This window comes from Shewanella sp. N2AIL (genome assembly GCF_022690845.1).
In the GTDB taxonomy this organism is placed as follows: Bacteria; Pseudomonadota; Gammaproteobacteria; order Enterobacterales; family Shewanellaceae; genus Shewanella; species Shewanella baltica.
The window spans coordinates 86,278-104,340 of record NZ_JALBYT010000011.1 but is presented as its reverse complement, the minus strand read 5'-3'; the positions used below and the strand labels follow the sequence as shown (position 1 = coordinate 104,340).

Genomic DNA, 18,063 nt, shown 5'->3' with positions numbered 1-18,063 from the left:
AAAAAAGAATTTTAACAGATCTTAGTAAGCAAGGGCAAGCAGGCTGTTTTTTACGCAAAAATCACCAGGATCACCACTCCTGCCGTGACTAATGCGCCACCAAGTCGCTGGATAACCTGCTGATTTTGATGGGAGAGCTCATTTAAATAACGACGCCACTTGTTCGGAAAGAGTAAGGGTCCGACGCCCTCTAAAAGTAATACAAGTGCCACTGCCAGCATAAAAACTTGAAAAGTCATGCGCACCTCAAACTCAGTCGTGCAATACACATTTATTGTATATCAGCCCACCTCAACAACAGAGTCTCTTATTTAAATGAATTCGCCAGCACCGTAAATTTTAGCCAATAAAAAACCCAGCATAGACTGGGTTTTTTGATATTCCAAAAACGAATTAACGCTTAGAGAATTGTGGCTTACGACGTGCTTTACGTAGACCCACTTTCTTACGCTCAACTTTACGAGCGTCACGGGTAACGAAACCAGCAGAACGTAGTGATGGACGCAGTGCTTCATCTAATTGCATCAGAGCACGGGTAATACCGTGACGGATTGCGCCTGCTTGGCCAGTGATACCACCGCCTTTAACAGTTACATAGATGTCCAGCTTGTCAGTCATTTCAACTAACTCTAAAGGTTGACGAACAACCATACGAGCAGTTTCACGACCAAAATACTGATCCAAAGGACGTTGATTTACAACGATGTTGCCACTACCTGCTTTAGCGAAAACGCGAGCTGTAGAGGTTTTGCGACGGCCAGTGCCGTAGTACTGAGTTGCAGCCATTTGCTTAATCCCGTTTAGATATCAAGAACTTGAGGTTGTTGTGCAGTGTGGTTATGTTCTGCGCCAGCGTAAACTTTCAGTTTACGGAACATGGCACGGCCCAGAGGACCTTTTGGTAACATACCCTTAACTGCTTTCTCGATGATCATTTCTGGCTTTTGCGCTTGCAGCTTTTCAAAGCTGATTTGCTTAATGCCACCAGGGAAGCCTGAATGCGAGTAGTACGTTTTGCCTTTCGCTTTGTTACCAGTAACAGTCACTTTTTCAGCATTAACAACGATGATGTAATCACCGGTATCAACGTGTGGAGTGTATTCTGGCTTATGCTTACCGCGTAAACGGGTAGCAATTTCAGTAGCGATACGACCTAAAGTTTTGCCGTCTGCATCAACGACGAACCAGTCACGAGTTACGGTTTCTGGTGTAGCAGTAAAAGTCTTCATTATTACAAAAACCCAAAGTTAATTTTCTGTCTCACATGCTGTCTGCATTTGCAAACAACACAAAATTGCCTTTTAGCACCCCTTCGAGCACTGACTTCGGCTTACAACTTCCGCCCAATTGGCGGAGTAACGTGGGCAGGTGGCGGAGTATAGACAAAGCTGAGTTAAAAATCACCTGATATTTTGATAAAAATTATAAAATATCGACCAATCTGGCTTGTCATCCTAAGGATTAGCAAGCCAGTGGTGATTTAACACGGGAGTTAAAGCGAAACTCTTGCGCCGCAGGGTTAAGGCAGGTGCTCTGTTTTCAAATAATCGTGTGATTGCATCTCAATAAGACGCGAGCGACAACGTCTAAATTCGAAGTTAAGCAAGCCATCGGCGTAGATGTCTTCGAGTGGCACTTGGGCCGATACGATAAGCTTTACATTGCGCTCGTAAAACTCATCGACCATAGCTAAAAATCGTCTGGCGATATCATCACCGGTCAGAAATGCACCCATTTGCTCAATGCCGCTGACCAGTACAGTATGGTAAATCCGCGCCAATTCCATGTAGTCACGCTGACTTCGCGGACCATCACAGAGCGCTCTAAAATCGGCCAACAATACGCCCTGCGCCTGCTGACGAATACTGATACTACGACCTTCGATTTCGATGTCGGCGGTAAGCACCTCTGACTCAGGCGCTAACTGGCTAAAATAACGCATAAGATTGGCATCGGCTTGTGCGTCTAACGGATGATGATAAATCTCCGCTTGCTCAAGGGTGCGCAGTCGATAATCGATGCCAGAATCCACATTGAGTACTTCACAATGTTGATTAATTAAGGCAATCGCGGGTAAGAAACGTGCCCGCTGTAAGCCATTTTTATATAAGTCGTCGGGGATGATGTTAGACGTAGCGACCAGCACAACGCCTTCTTTAAATAGCGCTTGAAACAGCGTACCTAACAACATGGCATCGGTAATATCGGAGACAAAGAATTCATCGAAGCAGATAACGCGATATTTCGCGGCCATCTTTTTCGCAATCACCAGCAAGGGATCGCGCACGCCTTTCAGCTCATCTAAATCTAAATGTAGCTGATGCATAAAACGATGGAAGTGAGCCCGCAGCTTTTGATCGCCAGGCAAGGCATCAAAAAAAGTATCCATCAGATAGGTTTTACCGCGACCCACACCGCCCCAAAGATACAGGCCCTTAGGTGAAGCCGGCGCCGATTTTAAGCCTAATGCACTAAACAATTTCCCCACGACAGAAGTCGGCTCTTCCGCCGCCGTTAAGTCTTCATAGACACGTTGTAATGCTTTGACGGCAATTTCTTGGGCCGGATCATGGGAAAAACCGTCACGGGTAAGATCTTTTTGATAATGCTGCCAAGGGCTTAACTGAGGCACTTTTTAATTCTCTTATGTCCTTTACTAAAACTGCAACGATATTAGCACGGCCAATGTGACGCAGGATATATTAATGCAGAATACGACTTTTGCCTCAAGGTTAAACAGCATACAAACGACGAATAAACCTCTATGCTGTAGGTCATTTTAATCGGCAAGACTTGTTGTTTTCAGGGCTTGAAAAATGCGTATCTTGCCCACAGTTTTCCACTCAGCAACGAGCATGAAACAGCCGATAAAATAGGCTCAAAAAAATTAACATTTGTTAATATGATGAACTTTTTCAATTAGGTGCGTGTCCGAATGGTTACCTAGGCAAATAGCCGGTACCGATACAGATTTGATCTGGCACTCGCACAATAGCTGATGCATTACATCCAGATCGTTCAACCCTTATTTGGAGTTATGAATAGATGAAAACAAAATTATCTGTACTTTCAGCCGCAATGTTAGCCGCGACCCTGACTATGATGCCTGTCGTCTCACAGGCCGCCATTCCACAGACGGTTGAGGGACAATCCATTCCAAGTCTTGCGCCCATGCTTGAGCGTACGACACCTGCTGTTGTGTCCGTAGCCGTTACGGGTACTCATGTTTCAAAACAAAGAGTACCTGATGTTTTCCGTTACTTCTTTGGCCCCAATGCGCCGCAGGAGCAAGTGCAGGAACGTCCTTTTAGAGGCTTAGGCTCAGGCGTTATTATTGATGCCGAAAAAGGCTACATAGTCACTAACAACCACGTGATTGACGGTGCTGATGATATTCAAGTTGGTCTACATGACGGTCGTGAAGTAAAAGCCAAACTCATTGGTACTGACTCAGAGTCTGATATTGCATTGCTGCAAATTGAGGCAAAAAATCTTATCGCAATCAAGTCATCAGACTCTGACGACTTGCGTGTTGGTGACTTTGCCGTTGCCATTGGTAACCCCTTCGGTTTAGGGCAAACCGTGACTTCAGGTATTGTCAGTGCTTTAGGCCGTAGCGGTTTAGGCATAGAAATGCTGGAAAACTTTATTCAAACCGATGCCGCCATTAACAGTGGTAACTCGGGTGGTGCACTCGTTAACTTAAACGGGGAATTGATTGGGATTAACACCGCAATAGTAGCACCAGGCGGTGGTAACGTTGGTATCGGCTTTGCGATCCCTGCCAATATGGTGAAAAACTTGGTCGCACAAATTGCCGAACACGGTGAAGTACGCCGCGGAGTACTGGGGATTTCGGGACGCGATCTTGATAGCCAACTCGCCCAAGGCTTTGGTTTAGACACCCAGCACGGCGGCTTCGTGAATGAAGTCGCTAAAGACAGTGCCGCCGAGAAAGCCGGTATTAAAGCGGGTGATATCATTATCAGCGTCGATGGCCGTGGCATTAAGTCCTTCCAAGAACTGCGTGCCAAAGTCGCCACTATGGGCGCGGGTGCTAAGGTTGAGCTAGGACTCATCCGTGACGGCGATAAGAAAACCGTTAAGGTGACCTTAGGTGAAGCAAGCCAAACCAGTGAATCTGCGGCGGGCGCCGTGCATCCTATGTTGCAAGGTGCATCCTTAGAAAACTCATCTAAGGGCATTGAAATCACCGATGTCGCCCAAGGTTCACCTGCGGCAATGAGTGGCTTACAAAAAGGAGATGTGATTGTCGGTATTAACCGTACTGCAATTAAAGATCTTAAGGCACTTAAAGCACAACTAAAAGATCAAGAAGGTGCGGTGGCACTGAAGATCATGCGTGATAAGAGCATGTTGTATTTAGTCCTACGTTAATCGACTAAATAGGCCATTTTTTCTGCCACACATAAGCATAGGGAGCTTAGGTTCCCTATGCTTACATAGATTAAACATGTTAATCTAACTCACCTTTTTCAAGATCCATCCTGCCATGACGATAAAAGACACACTATTATATCTCGGTAAAGCCACCCTTTTTGGTCTTATCATGGCGGCCATGTTTTTATTGGTAACCCGTTATTTCGATAACCAGTCCCTCGGTAATAGTCTGCTACAAACCCGAGCCAACAACACAGTCGAGCTCTCCTTTGCCAAGGCGGTCCGCCGCGCAGCCCCTGCCGTTGTTAACATTTATAGCCTCAGCATAGATCAGAACCGCCCACTTAACTCGGGTTCGCTACAGGGCCTAGGTTCTGGGGTGATAATGAGCAAAGAAGGCTATATTCTTACGAATTATCATGTCATTAAAAAGGCCGACGAAATTGTTGTCGCCCTGCAAGATGGACGCAAATTTACCTCTGAAGTGGTTGGCTTCGATCCAGAAACCGATTTATCGGTACTCAAGATTGAAGGCGATAACTTACCGATTGTCCCCGTTAACCTCGACAGTCCGCCTCAAGTTGGTGATGTCGTACTCGCCATTGGTAATCCCTACAATTTGGGCCAAACCATTACCCAAGGTATCATCAGTGCCACAGGTCGTAACGGCTTAAGTTCAGGTTACTTAGACTTCTTACAAACCGACGCGGCGATTAATGCCGGTAACTCGGGCGGCGCACTGATTGACACCAACGGCAGCCTTATTGGTATTAATACCGCAGCATTCCAAGTGGGTGAAGAAGGCGGCGGCCATGGGATTAACTTCGCTATCCCGATTAAATTGGCCCACAGCATTATGGGCAAGTTGATTAAGAATGGCCGCGTGATCCGTGGTGCCTTAGGGATTTCTGGCGAGCCAATTAACCCTGTGGTGGCGCAGATCCTTAATCTACCCGACCTTAAAGGTGTGCTCGTTACAGGTGTCGATCCTAATGGCCCTGCGGCGCGTGCCCTCTTAATGCCAAGGGATGTGATTATTAAATACGATGGTGAAGATGTGCCAGGTGTTGAAATGCTGATGGACCGCATCGCTGAAACCACACCGGGTAAGAAAGTGATGATGACTGTGATACGCCAAGGGAAACAACAGGAGTTGCCCGTGATTATCGATGAAAAGGTTGTGGTCGATAACTAGAGCGGCACCCATCATTGCGTACGCAGACAACAAAAAACCAGCTTTTAAGCTGGTTTTTTAATGGGTCGAGATTTTAATCTCTCAGGCCTAGCTCAATAGCTCATTACTGAGTACGCACAACCTGCGCGCCTAAACCTTGGAACTTATTCTCAATGTGCTCATAACCGCGGTCTAAGTGATAAATACGATCAACAATCGTCTTACCATCGGCCACTAAGCCCGCAATCACCAGACTCGCTGACGCACGTAAATCCGTTGCCATCACCTGAGCACCACTCAAGGACTCAATCCCTTGGATGATGCAGGTATTACCTTCAAGCTCCATGGTTGCGCCCATACGAATAAGCTCTGGCACGTGCATAAAGCGGTTTTCGAAGATGGTCTCGGTAATGGTTGCCGTACCTTGCGCTAAAGCGTTGAGCACACAAAACTGCGCCTGCATATCCGTTGGAAAACCGGGATAAGGTGCCGTCTTGATATTGACCGCCTTTGGACGTTTACCTTGCATATCAAGCTCAATCCAATCTTCACCTGTAGTGATCTTAGCACCCGCATCTTCCAGCTTAGCGATAACTGACTCAAGTGATGCAGGATCGGCTTTTAGGCAACGAATACGCCCACGAGTTACCGCAGCAGCAACCAGGAACGAACCGGTTTCGATACGGTCTGGCATCACGCGGTAATTACAGCCCTGTAAACGCTCAACCCCTTGAATACGCAAGGTTGCACTGCCTACGCCGGTGATTTTTGCGCCCATGGCAATCAAGCAATTGGCCAAATCGATCACTTCAGGTTCGCGCGCCGCGTTTTCAATCACGGTTTCGCCATCGGCCAACGCCGCAGCCATCAGCAAGTTTTCGGTTGCACCGACACTGACCATGTCCATGAAAATGTGTGCGCCCTTAAGACGACCATCAACACGGGCTTTAATATAGCCTTCTTTCACTTCAATCTTGGCACCCATCATTTCGAGGCCATGTAAGTGTAAGTTAACCGGTCTTGCGCCAATGGCACAGCCGCCTGGCAATGACACGTCTGCGGTACCATAACGCGCCAATAACGGCCCTAAGATTAAGATAGACGCGCGCATGGTTTTCACGAGATCGTAGGGAGCGCAAAACTCATTCAGATTAGTGGTTGAAATGCGGATCTGTCCGTCGCCAAGCTCAGTCACTTCAGCACCGAGGCAGCGTAATAATTTACAGCTAGTAGTCACATCGCGAAGATTCGGCACGTTAGAAACCACAAAATCGGTTTCGGCCAATACGCCTGCCATCAGAATAGGCAGAGCCGCATTTTTAGCACCTGAAATGATCACATCACCGGCAAGCGGGGGGCTTGCCTGAATTGTTAGTTTATCCACTTTTCCTCACTAGCTAGGCATGTTGAAAACTTTTTCGCGTTTCCATTGAGTCGGCGTGAAAGTTTTGATCGTTAATGCATGTAATTCACCGCTGGCAATGTGTGCCGTCAACGGTGCATAAATGGCTTGTTGCTGTTTGACTCGGCTCATACCATCGAAGCATTCGCCTACGGCGATCACTTTATAATGGCTACCATCCGAGCTAGCGTGAACTTCTTCAAGCCCTAACGCATCACGTAAAATCTGTTCGATTAAGCTGCATTCCATGAAATCTATTACCCTATTCTCAATGCGCTTCTTCGGTAAAGAAGGCATGTAAATCATATAAATCGATGAGTTTTTTAAGTTGTGGTGAGGCAGAACTCAATTCAAGTTGGCTGCCATGTTCACGCACTAACGCCAGCAAAAATGCCATACCAGCGCTATCACTGTATTCAAGCCCAGATAAAGACAATATCTGAGTAGACTCGCCCAGCAGTTGTTGCCGCTGTGGCCAAAGTGTAATGACATCGGCTTGGGTTATGCGCCCTTTGAGATGACAAACTGTGCCTTGTTGCACAAATTCAATCACGACTGCGACTTCCCTGATTTAGCCTTGATGGTCACTTTTTCTTTGGTACGATCTTCGAGCATCTTAATCACAGGATCGATACCCTGCTGACGAATCAGATTCGAGATTTCAGACTGCTTAGAAGACAGTAAGCTCACACCTTCGGCGACTAAGTCGAATGCCTTCCATGAGTCATCTTTCAAACGGCGTGCCTTAAACAGCAGTTTGATTGGCGGACGACCGGCTTCTATGATCTGCACGTTCACATCCACCATTTTCTCTTTGCTAAAATCAACCCCAGGTGAAAATTCCACTTTTTGATTGGTATATTCAGTAAAGGCTTGGGCATAGGTCGACACTAAATAACCTTCAAAGGCATCGACGAAACGATTACGCTGATCTTCGGTTGAATCCTTAAGATATTGGCCTAAGACTTTGTAAGAAGCGTATTTATAATCAATATAAGGCATCAGCTCTTCACGAACGATCACCTTTAAATGATCTGAGTCAGCATCGATTAACGCTTTATCTTTATGAAAACGATCGAAGGTTTTATTAGCAACGGCTTTCACCATGGCATACGGGTCCTTAGTGTCGACCACCACATCGGCGGCGACAGCGCTCGTTGCCCCTAAAACCATCACTAACGGCAGTAAAAAACGAGATAAGTTTTTAAACATAGCGGTAACCCCTATTTATCCTTCGAACCCATACTATATAAGAACTGACCAATCAGTTCCTCCAACACTAATGCCGAGCGCGTGTCATCAATCTTATCGCCATCTTTGAGCATACTGACATCATCGTCGACAAAACCCGGTGTTAACCCTAAGAATTGCTCGCCCAATAAACCCGAAGTTAAAATTGCTAAACTACTGGTTTCTGGGAATTTATCGTAACGCTTATCCATCACTAAGGTGACCACAGCCACTAACTTAACGGGATCTAAATCAATGCCACTGACGCGGCCAACCACAACACCGCCGACCTTAACGGGCGAACGTACCTTCAAGCCACCAATATTGGTGAAATTGGCTTTTATGGTATAAGTGCTATCGCTGCTTTTAACTTCAATATTGGCGACGTTAAAGACTAAGACCAAAAAAGCGGCCAATCCAGTTAAAAGAAACACACCCACTAATAATTCAATTTTTCGTGTCAACATGTTCAGCTACCACTCTGTTAATCCATCTTACCTGTGTCGAAATCCGCAGTGTTCCGTTAGCGGCCAAACATCAGGGCTGTCAGTAAAAAATCTAATGCCAATACAGCGAGGCTCGACTGAACCACAGTCTGAGTCGTTGCACGGCTGATGCCTTCCGGATTTGGGATCACTTGATAACCGCGATATAACGCAATCCAAGTCACCACTACGGCAAACACACCACTCTTGATCAGGCAGTTAACTATGTCCTGACGCCATTCGACCGACGCCTGCAGAATCGACCAAAACGCCCCGCTGTCGATTCCTTTCCATTCCACGCCGACAATGTGACCACCGTAAATACCCACAGCGGTAAACATTAACGCCAGCAATGGCATACTGATCACCCCAGCCCAAAAGCGCGGTGCAATAATCTGCCTTAATGGGTCGATAGCCATCATCTCTAAACTCGAGAGCTGCTCGGTACTTTTCATTAAACCAATTTCAGCGGTTAAGGCTGAACCCGCACGTCCCGCAAACAAAAGTGCGGTAACCACGGGCCCTAACTCACGCAGTAAACTGAGCGCCACCATAGGGCCTAAGCTTTCTTCGGTGCCGAAGCCAACTAAGATGTTGTAGCCTTGCAGCGCCAACACCATGCCGATAAAAAGCCCTGAGACTAAAATAATCACCATAGATTGCACGCCGACCACATAAATCTGGCGTACTAATAGTGGAAAACCTTTGCGCACCCGTGGCCAGCGAAAAATCGCCCCCCACAACATGAGCCCTGCGCGGCCAAAACCGAGCACTAACTCAATCGCGCTACGGCCCAAGTCGGCAATACTGTCTATTAACTTCACTTGCCAACTCCTTTTGCCATTAATTCTTGTTGGTAATCATTCGCCGGATAATGGAACGGTACAGGGCCATCCGGCGCGCCTTGAATAAACTGTTTCAGCTGCGGATTGTCGGCGTACTTCAATTCTTCTGGCGTGCCGTGGGCGATGACTTTTTTGTCGGCCACCACATATACATAATCGGCAATACCGAGGACTTCATCCACATCGTGGGAGACCACAATGGAGGTCAGATTCAGCGCATCGGATAACTCACGAATAAGCTTCACTAACACGCCCATAGAGATAGGATCTTGGCCGGCAAAAGGTTCATCGTACATCACCATTTCAGGCTCAAGCGCGATGGCTCTAGCCAATGCCGCGCGGCGTTGCATACCACCGGATAACTCACTTGGCATCATCTGAGCGGCACCACGTAAACCTACGGCTTCAAGCTTCATCAGCACGATAGTGCGAATAATGTCTTCTGGCAGACCTGAATGTTCGCGCAGCGCAAACGCCACGTTATCGAACACATTAATGTCAGTAAACAGCGCGCCGCTCTGAAACAACATGCTCATCCGCTTACGCAGACTAAATAATTCATTGCGACTCACGCCATGGATATCGTGGCCATCAAATAGCACTTGTCCGTGGTCAGGCGTTAATTGGCCGCCGATCAACTTTAACAGGGTCGTTTTGCCTATGCCGCTCGGCCCCATGATCGCCGTCACCTTACCCCTTGGAATGGACAGGCTAATATCTTCATATATCACACGCTGACCGCGGCTAAACCCCAAATTACGGATCTCAACCAACGGCGTTTGTTCTTGAGTCATGCTTGATTCCGACATTTGCAAAGAGGTGATCCTAGTCTTCCTAGACTGACCAATCGAAGAGCCGCAAATTGTACGTAATTGCGCTTTAACCTACAACCGAATCGACACTATCGCCCTGCGATACTTTCAATTTGCCTCATTTACAGCGAAAATGCGCCCTAAGTTTTCACTCTGCACAAGTAAAATGTTATTTAATGTTTTCAACCTAGTTGCAGAATTGGCGATATTGGCTAATTCGTTCGCACTTAGCTCGCTCTTCGTCCACTTTTAGGTGCGATGCGTCGATATACGAGTGTGAAATAGAGGCATCCCGTGCGGTAAGACCCGCCGCGATACGGGATAAATCCATTGAAATAAACGACAAAGACGATGATATTGCTCAAGACCTTATACCGCTAAACAGGGTATTGTGCATGCATAGCTGCCGCAGCTGAACTTGACGAGTCGGATCAATCGCTCTAGCCTGCCGCAATTGTTTTGTTGTTTTAGGGAATTCACCACAACAAGACATAAGCTAAATCGTCTGAAAACAAACTAAAACTTGGCAGAAAGCCTATTACATATCATCTTTATCGCGTACCAAATTGTGCTATTCCAATCCCATCAATGGGGCGACAAAGACAATGCAAAAAGAGAGATAGACATGGTAGACAAATCACAACTGCGCCAATGGGGCTGTAAAGTTATCGACATTGAAAAGTCAGCCCTAGACAATCTTTATCAATATGTTGATTCGGCTGAATTTGCAGAAGCTTGCGAGTTGATCCTTAACTGCACAGGCAAAGTGATTGTCATGGGAATGGGCAAGTCGGGCCATATCGGCAATAAGATTTCTGCCACCCTCGCCAGCACAGGAACGCCCGCATTTTTTGTGCATCCGGGTGAAGCCAGCCACGGTGATCTCGGTGTATTAGCCGATAACGATGTGATTTTAGCGATTTCAAATTCCGGTGAGTCGAGCGAAATCCTCACCTTAATGCCCGTCATCCAACGTATGGGCGTACCCGTTATTGCGGTAACAGGTAAACCCGAATCGAACATGGCGCGCTTAGCTAAAGTGCATTTATGTATTGAAGTGCCAGAAGAGGCTTGCCCACTGGGACTCGCCCCAACATCAAGCACCACAGCGACCTTAGTGATGGGCGATGCCATTGCCATTGCGCTGCTACAAGCCAAAGGCTTTACCCGTGATGATTTTGCAATGTCCCATCCTGGCGGTGCTTTAGGACGCAAGTTATTGTTAAAAGTCTGCGATGTGATGCACAGCGGTGATGACTTACCGCTCGTTAACCACGATATTTGCATCACAGAAGCCCTGTACGAAATTTCCAAGAAAGGCTTAGGCATGACGGCAATTATTGATGATCAGCGCAAACTGGTCGGTATCTTCACCGATGGTGATTTACGCCGCGTTATCGATGCCGAAGTGAATCTGCGTACAACGCCCATCGCCGATGTGATGACCCGTAACTGCGTGACCATCACAGACGGTGTGTTGGCCGCCCAAGCGCTGCAAGTGATGGACTCAAAAAACATCAACGGATTAATTGTTATCGATAAAGACCGCCATCCTATCGGCGCTCTTAACATGCTAGACATGGTTAAAGCAGGAGTCATTTAATGCCACAGCAAGGATTTTACGGCCCAATCAGTGATGATGTGTGGCAACGCGCGCAAAAGATTAAACTGTTGATTTGTGACGTCGATGGAGTGTTTTCCGACGGCCGTATCTACTTAAGCAATAGCGGCGAAGAGCTAAAAGCCTTCCACACCCGCGACGGCTATGGCGTGCGCTCGATACTCACCAGCGGTTTTAATCTTGCGGTGATCACTGGACGTCAATCCAAAATCGTTGAAAACCGTATGACGGCGCTTGGCGTAACCCATATCTACCAAGGCGTAGACAATAAGTTCGAGCCCTATGAAGCATTGCTCGCACTCTATGGCGTTACCCCAGAAGAAGTGGCTTATATCGGTGATGATATTGTCGATCTGCCAGTGATGAATGTCGTCGGTTTAGCAGTCAGCGTAGCCGATGGTCATCCCTATGTTCGTCAGCACGCCCACTTTGTGACTACGCTCAATGGCGGCCACGGTGCCTTGCGTGAACTCACAGATCTATTGCTACTCAGTCAAAATAAATTCACTTCGGCCCATGGAATGAGTATATGAGTCGTGTGACACTCGCGATTATCGCTTTTTTTGGAACGGCATTAGTGCTTTATTGGCAAGTGCAGAACAAACACAGCGGTGATACCGATAACAGAGTAAAAGATCAAAATACCCCAGATTTCATCGTTGAAGATCTGCGCAGTGTTGAGTTCAATGAACACGGGCTAGTCAATAGCCGTGTGACGGCGAAACACATGGAACATTATGATTCAACGAATCAAACTTACTTTACTCAACCTGTTTATCTTGTTTATCCAGACCAAGGTAAAGCACAATGGCAACTCAGAGCAGATCAGGGCAAGCTAAACAAGGAAACGGGCAAGGTTGTATTAGAAAACAATGTTATTATTGATGCCATTAGCCCAGAAGAACCGATCCAGACCTTGTCCACCAGTTATCTGGAACTCGATCTCAATACGATGATAATGACCTCTGACCGCACCATTTACGTCACAGGGAAAGATTTTAATATTCAAGGCCAAGGCCTTTATGCCGACCTCAACGCGCAAGAAGTGCAATTGACCAGTCAGGTAGTAGGAACATATGAAGCAAAATAACGTATTACTTGCCAGCCTAATGCTAATAATGAGCATGAGCGCCTTTGCTAAAGTCGACGACCTGAAACAGGAAGTCAAAATCAAGGCTGTGAGCCAAACGGCAGATATCAAGAACAACCAGATCATCTTCTTTGGTCCGGTTGAAGTCACCCAAGGTTCGATTAAAATCCATGCAGATCAACTGCGTGCATTTTCTGCCGAAGGTGAAAATAGCAAAATTTTAGTGGCCACAGGTAACCCTGCGACGTACAGCCAAGTATTAGACGATGGCCGTCCAGCCTCGGCGAGCGCGAAAGAAATTCGTTACGATATGGCGAGCCGCACCCTGACACTGAAAGGCCAAGCTTCGTTAGATCAAGCAGGTAGCCAAGTGACGGGTAATGTGATCCGCTATAACATCATCCAGCAAAAATTGATTGCAGAAAGCACAGGTAGTGGTGACGATCGCGTGATCACTATTATTCAGCCAGAAAGCTATCAAGATGATGCCAAACCAGACGCGCCAGCGGATAAACCTGTGAAAAAGCAGGACTCTAAATGACCCAAATCACCCTAAGAGCACAAAATCTGGCGAAGAGTTATAAGAGTCGCCAAGTGGTTAAAGACGTCAGTCTGACGGTAAAAACCGGTCAGGTCGTTGGCCTACTCGGCCCAAACGGTGCGGGTAAAACCACCACCTTTTACATGGTCGTCGGTCTGGTTAAAAGCGATAAAGGCCACATCTTTATCGACGATGATGATTTAACCGCAGATCCTATGCACCTGCGCGCCCGCAAAGGCATAGGTTACTTGCCGCAGGAAGCCAGTATCTTCCGTAAGCTGACCGTCCATGACAACATCATGGCCGTACTGCAAACGCGCAAAGAATTGAAGAAAGAGCAAAGGGAAGAACAACTCGAGCATCTGCTCGAAGAATTCCACATCACCCACATCCGTGACAGCCAAGGCATGTCATTGTCGGGGGGCGAACGTCGCCGTGTCGAAATTGCACGGGCGTTAGCAGCAAATCCTAAGTTCATTTTGCTCGATGAACCCTTTGCGGGTGTCGATCCTATTTCAGTTATCGACATCAAAAAGATTATCGAACAGCTCAAAAGTCGTGGCCTTGGCGTGTTGATCACAGACCACAATGTCCGCGAGACATTAGATGTGTGTGAACATGCCTATATTGTGAGTCACGGAAACCTGATTGCCGAAGGAACACCTGCAGAGATCTTAGACAATCAGCAAGTTAGGGCTGTGTACTTAGGTGAACAATTCAGGCTATAGTTAATCAAGCGGAGCCAATGAAGGCAATTTGTGCCAGCATTGGGCTCCACTCAAGATGATAACAAGCGACCTCATCCAACAATAATAACGTAGGGATCAGCGGTAACATGAAAGCGTCACTCCAGCTCAAACTGGGTCAACAGTTAACCATGACGCCACAATTACAACAGGCCATTCGTCTGTTGCAACTGTCGTCATTAGAACTGCAGCAAGAGATCCAGCAAGCCTTAGATTCTAATCCCCTTCTCGAGCTGGAAGAGGATCAATTCGACGCCACTAAAGACCCTGTAAACCAAACGCTTTCCGATACGGATTTCAGTGAATCGAGCACTCTGCCGCCAGAGAAAGACAGCTCCACCATAGACACGGCAGAGTCCTTAACCAAAGAATCCATGCCCGACGAACTCCCCATGGACACCACCTGGGATGAAGTGTTCACCGCCTCCCCTAATTCTGGCCCCGGTGGCAGTCGTGAAGATGATATGCCCTTCCAAGGTGAGACCAGTGAAGGCTTGTATGAGCACTTAGAATGGCAAAAAAACCTCACGCCGTTTTCTGAAACCGATTTAGCCATTGCTACCGCCATTATTGATGCCATCGACGATCAGGGCTATCTCACCCAAAGCACTGATGAAATCCTCGAAGCTATGGGTAATCCTGAGGTCGAACTCGACGAAGTCGAAGCCGTACTCAAGCGCATTCAACATTTTGATCCCATTGGTGTGGCCGCCCGCGATTTAAGCGAGTGCCTGCTGATCCAACTGTCGCATTTCGCCGCTGACACTCCCCATCTAGAAAATGCCCGCATGTTGATCAAAGATCATTTAGATCTGATCGCCGCCCGCGATTTTAGATTGTTGATGCGTAAGACTAAATTAAAAGAGGATGAATTAAGGGACGGCATCGCGCTTATCCAAACCCTCAATCCCCGCCCAGGTTTATTGATTACGCCCAACGATGACGAATACGTCATCCCAGATGTGTCTGTGTCGAAGAAGAATGGCCGCTGGGTGGTTGAACTTAACCCAGACTGCATGCCAAAAATCAATGTAAATCAACATTATGCATCGATGGCGCGCAGTACTAAAAACCAAGCCGATAGCCAGTTTATTCGTGGCCATCTGCAAGAGGCTAAATGGTTTATCAAAAGCCTAGAAAGCCGTAACGACACTTTACTTAAAGTTGCGAATTGCATAGTGCAATATCAGCAAGGTTTCTTCGAATACGGTGAAGAAGCCATGAAACCTATGGTGCTTAACGATATTGCCGAAGCGGTAGAAATGCATGAGTCGACCATCTCACGGGTGACGACACAGAAATACATGCATACCCCTAAGGGACTTTTTGAACTAAAATACTTCTTCTCTAGCCACGTCGGTACTGACGATGGTGGGGAGTGCTCATCCACAGCAATCAGAGCCTTCATTAAGAAACTGGTTGCAGCGGAAAACCAGAAAAAACCATTGAGCGACAGTAAGATGGCACAACTTCTGGCAGAACAAGGGATCAACGTAGCCCGCAGAACCATTGCGAAGTACCGAGAGGCTATGCTCATTCCGCCTTCTAATCAGCGTAAAAGTTTATAACCTACAGTGGATATCGGAGGACGTTTCTATGCAAATAAACCTGAGTGGACACCATGTCGAAATTACCGAATCGTTACGCGCATATGTAGAAGAAAAGTTTTCAAAACTTGAACGCCATTTCGAACAGATCAATAATGTGCACGTTGTGCTCAATGTCGAGAAAATGCAACAGATTGCCGAAGCGAGAATAAATCTTATCGGTGGTGAAGTTTTTGCTACTTCAGAGCATGCTGACATGTATGCCGCTATAGACGCCCTGATTGACAAGCTTGATCGTCAGGTTATTAAACACAAAGAGAAGTTAACAAAACACTAATAATGGAACTTTGTACCATACTGCGGCCGGAGTGCACTACCTGCGCCACTCCGGGCAGCAAGAAAAAGGTACTGGAACTCATCAGCGACTTAGTCGCTGCCCAGTACCCGACCCTCTCATCTCAAGAGATATTCGAAAGCCTAGTGGCGCGCGAAAAGATGGGGAGCACAGGTATAGGTAACGGCATCGCCATTCCACATGGTCGACTAGCCGATATAGATCAGCCCATTGCCATACTCATTAAGTGTGAAGAGCCGATAGCATTCGATGCTATCGATAAGCAACCTGTTGATATTTTATTTGCACTACTGGTGCCTGCTGACCAATGTCAGCAACACTTAAGTACCTTGTCTTGCATGGCCGAAAAGCTGAGCGACAAGCAAATATTAAAGCAATTACGCAAGACGCATGATGAAACGGAACTCTATCAGGTAATCACTGGATGAAACTGGTCATAGTGTCGGGCCGCTCAGGCTCAGGCAAATCTGTCGCCCTAAGGGTACTCGAAGATCTCGGCTATTATTGTGTCGATAACCTTCCCTTGCCCTTAATCGGCACTTTGCTTGAGCAACTCAAAGGCAGTAACGATCTCGTCGCCATCAGTGTCGACGTGCGTAATATGCCTGAGCAGGATAAAGTCTTAGTGAAGCAACTCGCGAGCCTGCCTCCTGATACTGAGTTAACCAGCTTCTTCCTTAACTCCAGCGATAAAATTCTGCTCAAGCGTTACAGCGAAACCCGCCGTTTGCATCCTTTGTCGAAGAGCCAAGTCTCTTTGCAAGAAGCGATAAAGCTGGAAGGGAAGCTGCTCGAGCCTATGTCAAAACTGGTCGATCACTACATAGATACGTCGAATCTGAATATCTATGATTTAAGCGATCAAGTGAGACAAATTCTGCTCGGCAGCGTCGATAAAGAGTTAGTGATTAACTTCGAGTCCTTTGGCTTTAAGCACGGTATGCCAACCGAAGCCGACTTTATGTTCGATGTGCGCTTCCTGCCTAACCCACACTGGGAACTGGCGCTGCGTCCATTGACTGGCTTAGATGAACCCGTGGCTGAGTTCTTAAATCGTCAACCACTCGTGAATAAGTTCATCTGGCAAATCGAAAATTTACTGGAAACTTGGCTGCCGCATCTCGAACGCAACAATCGCAGTTATTTAACTGTGGCGATTGGCTGCACCGGTGGACAACACAGATCGGTTTACGTCGCAGAGCAATTGGCTAAACGCTTTAGTAACGGTAAACATAAAGTTTATGCCCGCCATCGAGAGCTGAATAATGCCAAAGCTTGAACGTCAGATCACCATCTGTAACAAACTGGGATTACATGCCCGTGCCGCCACTAAGTTGGTGGTACTGGCATCCGAGTTTGATGCGACCATCACCTTAATACAAGGCGATAAACAGGCATCCGCAGCCAGCGTGCTCGGCTTATTGATGCTTGAGACTGGCATGGGTAAAACCATTAAACTTATCGCCGAAGGCCCAGATGCTGAACCCGCTTTGGATGCCATTTGTGCCTTAATCGACGCTAAGTTTGACGAAGCCTGTTAGTTTGATTTCATACTCAGCGTTCCACACAGGCACTCAGATTAGTACACCTCACATTTAGCACTGCTGATTTGTGCAGTTCACATCTCGTTTCAAAAGCTTGGCGACACATTTGTCGCTCGACGACACGAACCATAGGCGATTACACTAGCGAGCATTACCGCTGACTCACCTTAGTCTTAGCCGCCTTAATCTATGCGTAAAACGCATGATCTATGCCAGAGCTCTCTATCTGTGACTGAAGCATAACTATCGCGAAGTCACCGCTAAGTCTCA

At 47.1% G+C, this 18,063-nt stretch carries 24 protein-coding genes; 12 read left to right on the top strand and 12 right to left on the bottom strand.

The features are described 5' to 3' along the window. Positions 1–50 precede the first annotated feature (50 nt). The 4 genes from MO387_RS08875 to zapE all read right to left on the bottom strand — a co-directional run bounded on the left by MO387_RS08875 (position 51) and on the right by zapE (position 2,632). Positions 51–239 (bottom strand): DUF2065 domain-containing protein, encoded by a 189-nt coding sequence (locus tag MO387_RS08875; protein WP_006083051.1) that lies wholly within the window; start codon positions 237–239, stop codon positions 51–53. 154 nt (positions 240–393) lie between these two features. Beyond that, on the bottom strand, positions 394–786 hold the full coding sequence (rpsI, locus tag MO387_RS08870; protein WP_006083052.1) for a 30S ribosomal protein S9: 393 nt from the start codon (positions 784–786) through the stop codon (positions 394–396). A 14-nt stretch (positions 787–800) separates the two neighbouring features. Further along, the gene (rplM, locus tag MO387_RS08865) at positions 801–1,229 is read right to left on the bottom strand and encodes a 50S ribosomal protein L13 (protein WP_006083053.1); all 429 of its coding nucleotides are present in this window, start codon (positions 1,227–1,229) and stop codon (positions 801–803) included. Positions 1,230–1,519: 290 nt separating this feature from the next. Beyond that, on the bottom strand, positions 1,520–2,632 hold the full coding sequence (zapE, locus tag MO387_RS08860; RefSeq protein WP_107946540.1) for a cell division protein ZapE: 1,113 nt from the start codon (positions 2,630–2,632) through the stop codon (positions 1,520–1,522). A 413-nt stretch (positions 2,633–3,045) separates the two neighbouring features. On the opposite strand from zapE, the gene degQ reads away from it, so the two are divergent. Together degQ and degS are read left to right on the top strand one after the other, a co-directional pair. Then, entirely contained in the window at positions 3,046–4,398 is a 1,353-nt protein-coding gene (gene degQ / locus MO387_RS08855) for a Do family serine endopeptidase DegQ (protein WP_107402643.1), read from the top strand. A gap of 115 nt (positions 4,399–4,513) precedes the next feature. Next, positions 4,514–5,596: an outer membrane-stress sensor serine endopeptidase DegS gene (gene degS / locus MO387_RS08850; RefSeq protein WP_006083056.1), complete on the top strand. Its 1,083-nt coding sequence runs from the start codon at positions 4,514–4,516 to the stop codon at positions 5,594–5,596. A 103-nt stretch (positions 5,597–5,699) separates the two neighbouring features. Here degS and murA read toward each other — a convergent pair whose 3' ends face one another. From murA to MO387_RS08810, 8 genes are all read right to left on the bottom strand, one after another. Then, positions 5,700–6,959: a UDP-N-acetylglucosamine 1-carboxyvinyltransferase gene (gene murA, locus MO387_RS08845; RefSeq protein WP_006083057.1), complete on the bottom strand. Its 1,260-nt coding sequence runs from the start codon at positions 6,957–6,959 to the stop codon at positions 5,700–5,702. A gap of 9 nt (positions 6,960–6,968) precedes the next feature. Next, positions 6,969–7,226, bottom strand: a complete 258-nt coding sequence (locus MO387_RS08840) for a BolA family protein (RefSeq protein WP_006086065.1) — start codon at positions 7,224–7,226, stop codon at positions 6,969–6,971. 19 nt (positions 7,227–7,245) lie between these two features. Next, positions 7,246–7,530 carry an STAS domain-containing protein gene (locus MO387_RS08835; RefSeq protein ID WP_006086066.1) on the bottom strand — a complete coding sequence of 95 codons (285 nt, stop codon included), beginning with the start codon at positions 7,528–7,530 and terminating at the stop codon, positions 7,246–7,248. Further along, on the bottom strand, positions 7,527–8,189 hold the full coding sequence (locus tag MO387_RS08830; protein WP_107946539.1) for an ABC transporter substrate-binding protein: 663 nt from the start codon (positions 8,187–8,189) through the stop codon (positions 7,527–7,529). The genes MO387_RS08835 and MO387_RS08830 overlap by 4 nt, the downstream gene beginning before the upstream one ends. A gap of 11 nt (positions 8,190–8,200) precedes the next feature. After that, entirely contained in the window at positions 8,201–8,674 is a 474-nt protein-coding gene (gene mlaD / locus MO387_RS08825) for an outer membrane lipid asymmetry maintenance protein MlaD (protein WP_006083061.1), read from the bottom strand. Between the two features lie 56 nt (positions 8,675–8,730). Then, a complete protein-coding gene (gene mlaE, locus MO387_RS08820) occupies positions 8,731–9,516 on the bottom strand; it encodes a lipid asymmetry maintenance ABC transporter permease subunit MlaE (protein WP_006083062.1) in 786 nt (261 codons plus the stop codon). Then, on the bottom strand, positions 9,513–10,331 hold the full coding sequence (gene mlaF / locus MO387_RS08815; protein ID WP_063882287.1) for a phospholipid ABC transporter ATP-binding protein MlaF: 819 nt from the start codon (positions 10,329–10,331) through the stop codon (positions 9,513–9,515). The genes mlaE and mlaF overlap by 4 nt, the downstream gene beginning before the upstream one ends. A 205-nt stretch (positions 10,332–10,536) precedes the next feature. Further along, on the bottom strand, positions 10,537–10,695 hold the full coding sequence (locus tag MO387_RS08810; RefSeq protein ID WP_159074997.1) for a hypothetical protein: 159 nt from the start codon (positions 10,693–10,695) through the stop codon (positions 10,537–10,539). Positions 10,696–10,974: 279 nt separating this feature from the next. On the opposite strand from MO387_RS08810, the gene MO387_RS08805 reads away from it, so the two are divergent. The 10 genes from MO387_RS08805 (at position 10,975) to MO387_RS08760 (ending at position 17,790) form a co-directional block, all read left to right on the top strand. Next, positions 10,975–11,952, top strand: coding sequence for a KpsF/GutQ family sugar-phosphate isomerase (locus MO387_RS08805; RefSeq protein ID WP_107946538.1), 978 nt, complete (start codon positions 10,975–10,977; stop codon positions 11,950–11,952). Then, positions 11,952–12,503 carry a 3-deoxy-manno-octulosonate-8-phosphatase KdsC gene (gene kdsC / locus MO387_RS08800; protein ID WP_006083065.1) on the top strand — a complete coding sequence of 184 codons (552 nt, stop codon included), beginning with the start codon at positions 11,952–11,954 and terminating at the stop codon, positions 12,501–12,503. Before MO387_RS08805 ends, kdsC begins: the two co-directional genes overlap by 1 nt. Further along, on the top strand, positions 12,500–13,060 hold the full coding sequence (gene lptC / locus MO387_RS08795; protein WP_006086071.1) for an LPS export ABC transporter periplasmic protein LptC: 561 nt from the start codon (positions 12,500–12,502) through the stop codon (positions 13,058–13,060). The genes kdsC and lptC overlap by 4 nt, the downstream gene beginning before the upstream one ends. Continuing rightward, entirely contained in the window at positions 13,047–13,601 is a 555-nt protein-coding gene (lptA, locus tag MO387_RS08790) for a lipopolysaccharide transport periplasmic protein LptA (RefSeq protein ID WP_107946537.1), read from the top strand. Before lptC ends, lptA begins: the two co-directional genes overlap by 14 nt. Continuing rightward, the gene (gene lptB, locus MO387_RS08785; protein WP_106649416.1) at positions 13,598–14,329 is read left to right on the top strand and encodes an LPS export ABC transporter ATP-binding protein; all 732 of its coding nucleotides are present in this window, start codon (positions 13,598–13,600) and stop codon (positions 14,327–14,329) included. The genes lptA and lptB overlap by 4 nt, the downstream gene beginning before the upstream one ends. 107 nt (positions 14,330–14,436) lie before the next feature. Further along, positions 14,437–15,915 (top strand): RNA polymerase factor sigma-54, encoded by a 1,479-nt coding sequence (locus tag MO387_RS08780; protein WP_107946536.1) that lies wholly within the window; start codon positions 14,437–14,439, stop codon positions 15,913–15,915. 28 nt (positions 15,916–15,943) lie between these two features. Continuing rightward, on the top strand, positions 15,944–16,231 hold the full coding sequence (gene hpf, locus MO387_RS08775; RefSeq protein WP_006083070.1) for a ribosome hibernation promoting factor: 288 nt from the start codon (positions 15,944–15,946) through the stop codon (positions 16,229–16,231). A 2-nt stretch (positions 16,232–16,233) separates the two neighbouring features. Next, positions 16,234–16,677 (top strand): PTS IIA-like nitrogen regulatory protein PtsN, encoded by a 444-nt coding sequence (ptsN, locus tag MO387_RS08770; protein WP_006083071.1) that lies wholly within the window; start codon positions 16,234–16,236, stop codon positions 16,675–16,677. Beyond that, positions 16,674–17,528 (top strand): RNase adapter RapZ, encoded by an 855-nt coding sequence (rapZ, locus tag MO387_RS08765; protein ID WP_006083072.1) that lies wholly within the window; start codon positions 16,674–16,676, stop codon positions 17,526–17,528. Before ptsN ends, rapZ begins: the two co-directional genes overlap by 4 nt. Then, entirely contained in the window at positions 17,515–17,790 is a 276-nt protein-coding gene (locus MO387_RS08760; RefSeq protein WP_006083073.1) for an HPr family phosphocarrier protein, read from the top strand. The genes rapZ and MO387_RS08760 overlap by 14 nt, the downstream gene beginning before the upstream one ends. The last annotated feature ends 273 nt before the right edge of the window (positions 17,791–18,063 follow it).